Origin of the sequence: Erwinia sp., assembly GCF_031978025.1 — a bacterium.
In the GTDB taxonomy this organism is placed as follows: domain Bacteria; phylum Pseudomonadota; class Gammaproteobacteria; order Enterobacterales; family Enterobacteriaceae; genus Erwinia.
The window spans coordinates 1-6626 of record NZ_DALZCD010000246.1 but is presented as its reverse complement, the minus strand read 5'-3'; the positions used below and the strand labels follow the sequence as shown (position 1 = coordinate 6626).

Here is a 6626-nt window from a genome sequence, read left to right as displayed (position 1 = left end):
CGCCACCACCACCACTATCACCAACGACACTTTTTTAGCGAGCGCGACGGCAATTCGGGGCGTTTGCACTTTATCCGTGTGCGGATCGCGTGCCAGCGAAAATTGCGCCAGTCGGGTCAGAACCTGGTATTGCGAGGTGTGTCGATCGCCCAACGAGGCAAACCAGGCCGGTAGCGCGCGTTCACCATGTCCTAATAAAGCATAGGCAACCCCCGCTAATCGTACCGGGATCCAGTCAACGCAGTGTAAAATGGCATCCACACCGGACTGTGAGCGTTCCAGTGGCGTATAGTGGCGAGCCAGCCAGCTTTGCCAGGCGCGCAAAAAAGCGTAGCCCACCAGCAGCACCGGCCCCCAGGCGCCGCCCACCACAAACCAAAAAATCGGTGCCAGATAAAAGCGATAGTTAATCCACAGCAACGCATTTTGCAGCGTGCAGAGATATTCACGCTCGTTACACTCCATCGGCAGGCCATGGATGAGCGTCAGCTCTTCCGCCATTGCCTTGTGCGCATCCGCGTCGTTATGGCTGGCCGCTTTCAGATAAGCGTGATAATGCAGGCGAACCGATCCCGCACCGATGCACAACAGCCCGACGGCAATCCAAAAAAGCAGCTGCAAAAAACCAAAAAACAGCCCTTTCAGCCCCAGTAAACAGAGCGCGATGGCGGCCATAGCCACCAGCGTCATGACCAGCGTGCGCAACAGCGAAAAACGCCGCTGACGGCGAAACAGCCGCGCCAGATGATGGTCCAGCTGCCAGTGCTCGCCCATTTTAAACAGGCGTTCCCATCCCAATACCAATAACAAACTAAAAAGCGTCATGCCTGTTACTCCTGCTGTGCAGCGGAGGGATCGTTCTCCAGCCCGCTCCGAAATCTTTCCCAGTCAAAAGCCGGTCCGGGATCGGTTTTTCTTTCCGGCGCGATATCACTATGCCCGGTAATATTGTCGGCGATATGCGGATAGTGCTTTGCCAGTAAACGGGTGACCGCCTGCAAAGCCTGGTATTGCGCATCGGTATAGGGCAGCACGTCAGTGCCTTCCAGCTCGATCCCCACGGAAAAATCGTTGCAGGCTTCACGCTCCTGATAACGGGAGACACCGGCGTGCCAGGCACGTAAATCAAAAGGCACGTACTGGATAATTTCGCCATCACGACGGATCAGGCAATGTGCAGAAACACGCAGGTGCGCGATATCCGCAAAATAAGGATGGGCTCCGGCGTCCAGCTGGCCGGTAAATAACGCATCGATCCACGGGCCACCGAATTCGCCCGGCGGCAGGCTGATATTATGAATAACCAGAAGCGTGGGCGTCTCGTTTTCCGGACGTTGATTAAAATGAGGCGACAACACCCGCTTCACGCCGGTCAGCCAGCCTGACTGCAACTGCATGGCCCGATCTCCTTTCCTTTAAATAGCGTCAGAGTAACATGAATCCCCGGCGCGGAAAGCCCCGGCGCTTAAGCAGAAAAAGCACCAGGGAAAATTTCACCGCTTTTTGTGTTCGGTTCGGCACAGTGGCGCGGCTCAGAGTGCAACCGACTCGCCAGCTACAGGTAAAAAAGCTAGCATGGTTATCTCTTCAATTCGCCCTTTTGGAGTTTGACCATGACAACCCGTCGCTACGATGCGGACAGCCGCCGTACCGCGCTGCTGGAACGTATTAAGGATGATATTCCTTCTGCCGTAGCCCTGGCGCTGCGAGAAGATCTGGGTGGCGAAATCGACCCCAGCAATGATATTACCGCCAGCCTGCTGCCAACAGACACCCGTTCCCATGCCGTAGTCATTACCCGCGAACCGGGTATTTTTTGCGGAAAGCGCTGGGTCGAAGAAGTTTTTATCCAGCTGGGTAATAAGACGCAGACGATCTGGCATGTAGAGGATGGCGACGCCATCGTCGCCAATCAACCGTTATTTGAAGTCATCGGCCCTGCTGCACTGATCCTGACGGCCGAACGCACGGCGTTGAATTTTGTCCAGACGTTATCCGGCGTGGCGACGGAAGTCAGCCGCTACGTGGCTCTTCTTGAGGGCACTAAAACGCAGCTTCTTGATACAAGAAAAACGCTGCCGGGCCTGCGTACCGCGCTGAAATACGCCGTGCTATGCGGCGGCGGCGCCAATCACCGTCTGGGCCTTTCCGACGCTTTCCTGATCAAGGAAAATCATATCATTGCCACCGGTTCTGTTCGTCAGGCTGTTGAGAAAGCTTTTTGGCTACATCCGGACGTGCCGGTGGAAGTGGAAGTCGAATCGCTGGACGAACTTAACCAGGCCGTCGAAGCCGGGGCAGACATCATCATGCTGGATAATTTCAGCGTTGAACAGATGCAGGAAGCTGTGCGCCAGACCGATGGTCGCGCGCTGCTGGAGGTTTCCGGCAACGTCACTGACGAAACGCTACAAACTTTCGCCGAAACGGGCGTGGATTACATTTCTGTCGGTGCGCTCACCAAACATGTACGGGCGCTGGATCTCTCTATGCGTTTTCGCCCCGCTTCCGACGTGTTGTAAGCCTGCCCGCTATTTTCACGCCGTCTGCGGATGGCGTGTTCTCCTCCACCAGTTTTGCGAGCCACTTTCCCGTTTTATTGTCCGCTAATGCAATAGCGAAAAATTCCCTACAGCCCTTCTCTGAAAACGTTTTTTTGCCGCTGGCCTGCAATTTTATGCGGCGGTAGGTTGCGGCTTCCTTCATCACATGGACGTCAACATCATGAAAAATCAGCAGGGGTTTACTCTGGTCGAACTGATGATAGTTATCGCTATCATCGCCATTCTCAGCGCCATCGGCCTGCCGGCTTACCAGAACTATCTGCAAAAGGCCGCGCTGACCGATATGCTGCAAACGGCTATGCCCTTTAAAACGGCTGTAGAACTGTGCGCTATCGAGCACGGCGGTACGCAAAGCTGTAGCGAAGGCAGTAATGGCGTGCCGTCCGGGAAAGGTTCACGCTACGTTTCTACCGTGGCCGTTCAGGGAGGTGTGCTGACCCTGACCGGCCAGGAGAGCCTGACCGGCCTGACGGTAACGATGAAACCGCTTTGGGACGGGGCCGAAGGCCAAATCAGCTGGCAGCGGCTCTGCGCCACGCAGCAAACCGGACTGAAAGAAGCCTGTGAAAATATTTTCCGCTTTGACGACGACAGCGAGGTGGCAGAATGACGGCGACCTCCCCTCTGAAGGCAGTAGAGGCCCTCTGTCAACGTCACCATGCCGTGATCCTTTCGCTGACGCCGCAGCGGCTACACATCGCTATGGCTACGCCCGCATCCGCGGATATGATGGCGGCACTGCGTTTTACCACTCAGGCTGCGATTGAAATTGAGTACTGGCCACCGGCCCGGCTGGAACAGTACCGTCAGGATCGCCCTGCAGCATTCGAGCCGACGGCAGAACACAGTGAAACCACCATCCAGCGCATCGATAATCTGCTGACGCTGGCTGTCCAGCAGCGCGCGTCGGATATCCATATCGAACCTCAGGCGGACACTTTGCGCATCCGTTTTCGGGTGGATGGCGTGCTGCAAAATGTGCCAACGCTGGCTGGCGACCAGGGCGCGACGCTGCTGGCAAGATTAAAAATCATCGCCAGCCTGGATATCGCTGAACGCCGGATCCCCCAGGACGGGCAGTTTACGCTGGCATTATCGGGCCAATCGGCTTCTTTTCGCCTCTCGACGCTGCCCACGCGCTGGGGTGAAAAGGCCGTTATTCGCCTGCTGCAAAATGGCACCCAGTCCGTATCGTTGGACAATCTCGGCATGTCACCAGCGGCGCTGCGTGTTTTCCGTGAAGCGCTGGCGCGTCCGCAGGGATTGATTTTGGTTACCGGCCCTACAGGCAGCGGTAAAACCTTTACCCTTTACAGCGGGCTCAGTTCGCTTAATACGCCAGGCCGTAACCTGTGCAGTGTGGAAGATCCGGTAGAAATTCCGCTGCCCGGCGTTAATCAAACCCAGGTACACCCTAAAACTGGGCTTGATTTTAACCTCGTTCTTCGCGCGCTGCTGCGTCAGGATCCGGATGTGATTATGATTGGCGAGATCCGCGATGCCGAAACGGCAGAAATTGCTATTAAGGCGGCGCAAACGGGTCATTTGGTCCTTTCAACGCTGCATACTAACTCCACGACGGAAACGCTAACCCGGCTGCGGCAAATAGGTATCCCAGGCTACCAGCTCGCTTCTGCGCTAAAACTGGTTATGGCGCAGCGTCTGGTACGCCGGCTCTGTCCGCATTGCCGCCAGCCTGCTGAAGCGCTGGCCCATTTCCCTCAGGATATCTGGCCTGGCACGGTACAGAACTGGCAGGCCGTCGGCTGTGAACGCTGCTATTCCGGCTTTTACGGCAGGTTGGCCCTGTTCGAGCTGCTGCCCATTAATGCACGACTGCAGAACGCTATCGCGGCCGACAGCGCTCACGAGGTGTTGCTGAACATTATTCGGCAGCAAAATATAAACTCACTTTTTGTCGAGGGGCTGCATAGCGTCAATAAAGGCGATACTACGTTGGCTGAGCTGAACCGAATTGTGGGTAATGACGATGGCTGATCCCCTGTTAATAGAATGGCAGGCCATGGGCAAAGAAGGTGATTTTCATCGGGGTGCCTGGTTTTGCCAGGGTCGACAAGAGGCAACAGAACGGCTGATGGCGCTTGACCTGTTGCCGTTAAAGATTACCAAAGGACGCCGATACCGCACCGGTGACTGGAAATGGCAGCATAAAATCACCTTTTTCCGCGAGCTGGCAACGCTCTTGCACGCGGGTATGACGCTGTCTGCCAGCCTGCGACTGACGGCTGAAGGTCATGCCGATCGCGGCTGGCAGGCACTGCTCACGCATTTAGAACAAAGCGTGTCGGAGGGCGTGCCTTTTTCACAGGCACTGGCTGGCTGGCCTGTCGTTTTTCCACCGCTCTATCCTGCGCTGATCGCAGTAGGCGAACTGACCGGCAGAATGGATGAATGCTGTCAGCAGCTTGTGGCGCAGCAGGAAAGAGAACGCCAGCTGCAAAAGAAAGTGATGAAAGCGCTGCGCTATCCGTTGTTTGTGATAGCCGTTGCTCTGCTGGTCAGCATCGGGATGCTGGTTTTCGTTTTGCCAGAATTTGTGGCTATCTATCAGTCTTTTGATGCACCGCTACCGGCCTTTACCGCGGCGGTGATTACCTTGTCTGAGGGCTTACAGCATTACGGGCTGATTATCCTGCCGCTGGCCTTCGCCGGTTTCGCTTACTGGCGCTGGCAGAGCCGTTGCCTGCCCGCCTGGCAGCTTAGCGAGCAGCGGTGTCTGCTACGGCTGCCGCTCATTGGCAGGCTTTATCGCGGCGGCCAGCTTAGCCGCATCTTTCTGACGCTGACGCTCACGCAGCAGGCCGGCCTGACGTTATTGCAGGGGTTGCAAGCGGTAGAGAAAACGCTTGATCATCTGCTGTGGCGTGAAGCTATAGTCGCCCTGCAAGAGCATATTGCTGCTGGCAATCCGTTGTATCTGGCGCTGGTACAGCACAAGCTTTTCACTCCCCTGTGTTATCAGCTAATAAAAGTGGGTGAAGAGGCAGGAGCACTGGACAGCCTGCTGCACCGGCTGGGCGAATGGCATGAAACCAATACACATGAACTGGCGGATAACCTGGCCGCCGCGCTGGAACCGCTGATGATGCTCGTAGTCGGTGTACTGGTTGGTACCCTGGTGATCGCCATGTATCTGCCTGTTTTTAATCTGGGCGACGCGTTGGGATAAGCGGTCTTTTTGAAGCAGGAGAGGGAAAATTTCAGAACAGGTAACGCCTCAGGCAAACGCCTCTTCAGGAGAGATAATTCATGCCGGGCGCCGCTTCAGGACGGGAAATGTTTCGTGCAGACATGATCTCAGATCCGGTGATGCTTCAAACATGCCACGGCAGACGGCCTGATACCGCGACGTCCGGCAAAAGCGCAGAAGCCGAAAAGGCCTGCCGCTTAACATAAGCGGCAGGTCGATAGGCATGATTAACGATTGAACACCTGGTTTTCCTGTTCCGCTACGCGAATAAAGGTGGTTCGTTTGGTCAGTTCTTTCAGTCTTTCAGCCCCCACGTATGTACAGGCAGAACGCAGGCCACCAAGAATATCCCGCGCCGTATTGTCTACCGGTCCCCGGACGGGAAGCTTAACGGTTTTGCCTTCGGCGGCGCGGTAGTCCGCCACGCCGCCGACATGGCGGTTCATCGCAGATTCAGAGCTCATGCCGTAAAACAGCATAAATTGCTGGCCATCCTCTTCCACCAGCGTGCCTTCGCATTCGTCGTGTGCGGCCAGCATGCCGCCGAGCATAACGAAGTCGGCACCGCCGCCAAATGCTTTCGCCACATCACCCGGTACAGAACAGCCACCGTCGCTAACAATTTGACCACCCAGACCGTGCGCAGCATCAGCGCATTCAATCACCGCAGACAGCTGGGGATAGCCGACGCCGGTTTTCACCCTGGTTGTACAGACGGAACCCGGACCGATGCCCACCTTCACGATATCGGCACCGGAAAGGATAAGTTCTTCTACCATTTCGCCCGTCACCACATTGCCCGCACAGATGGTTTTACCCGGGCAGGCTTCGCGAGCCCGCTGCAAAAATTC

The 6626-nt window shown here is 56.1% G+C and carries 7 protein-coding genes; 4 read left to right on the top strand and 3 right to left on the bottom strand.

The genetic code is table 11. From position 1 onward, the window contains the following. Both ampE and ampD read right to left on the bottom strand, forming a co-directional pair. A partial coding sequence (ampE, locus tag RTK32_RS17135) for a beta-lactamase regulator AmpE (protein ID WP_312046090.1) occupies positions 1-825 on the bottom strand: 825 nt, incomplete at its 3' end. 5 nt (positions 826-830) lie between these two features. Continuing rightward, on the bottom strand, positions 831-1397 hold the full coding sequence (ampD, locus tag RTK32_RS17130) for a 1,6-anhydro-N-acetylmuramyl-L-alanine amidase AmpD (protein ID WP_312046089.1): 567 nt from the start codon (positions 1395-1397) through the stop codon (positions 831-833). A gap of 216 nt (positions 1398-1613) precedes the next feature. On the opposite strand from ampD, the gene nadC reads away from it, so the two are divergent. The 4 genes from nadC to hofC all read left to right on the top strand — a co-directional run bounded on the left by nadC (position 1614) and on the right by hofC (position 5754). After that, positions 1614-2522, top strand: a complete 909-nt coding sequence (nadC, locus tag RTK32_RS17125) for a carboxylating nicotinate-nucleotide diphosphorylase (RefSeq protein WP_312046087.1) — start codon at positions 1614-1616, stop codon at positions 2520-2522. A 202-nt stretch (positions 2523-2724) separates the two neighbouring features. Next, a complete protein-coding gene (gene ppdD / locus RTK32_RS17120; RefSeq protein WP_312046085.1) occupies positions 2725-3174 on the top strand; it encodes a prepilin peptidase-dependent pilin in 450 nt (149 codons plus the stop codon). After that, entirely contained in the window at positions 3171-4562 is a 1392-nt protein-coding gene (gene gspE, locus RTK32_RS17115; RefSeq protein WP_312046083.1) for a type II secretion system protein GspE, read from the top strand. The genes ppdD and gspE overlap by 4 nt, the downstream gene beginning before the upstream one ends. Beyond that, entirely contained in the window at positions 4555-5754 is a 1200-nt protein-coding gene (hofC, locus tag RTK32_RS17110) for a protein transport protein HofC (RefSeq protein ID WP_312046081.1), read from the top strand. The genes gspE and hofC overlap by 8 nt, the downstream gene beginning before the upstream one ends. 248 nt (positions 5755-6002) lie before the next feature. Here hofC and RTK32_RS17105 read toward each other — a convergent pair. After that, positions 6003-6626: GMP reductase (locus tag RTK32_RS17105; RefSeq protein WP_312046080.1), on the bottom strand; the 624-nt coding region annotated here is incomplete at its 5' end.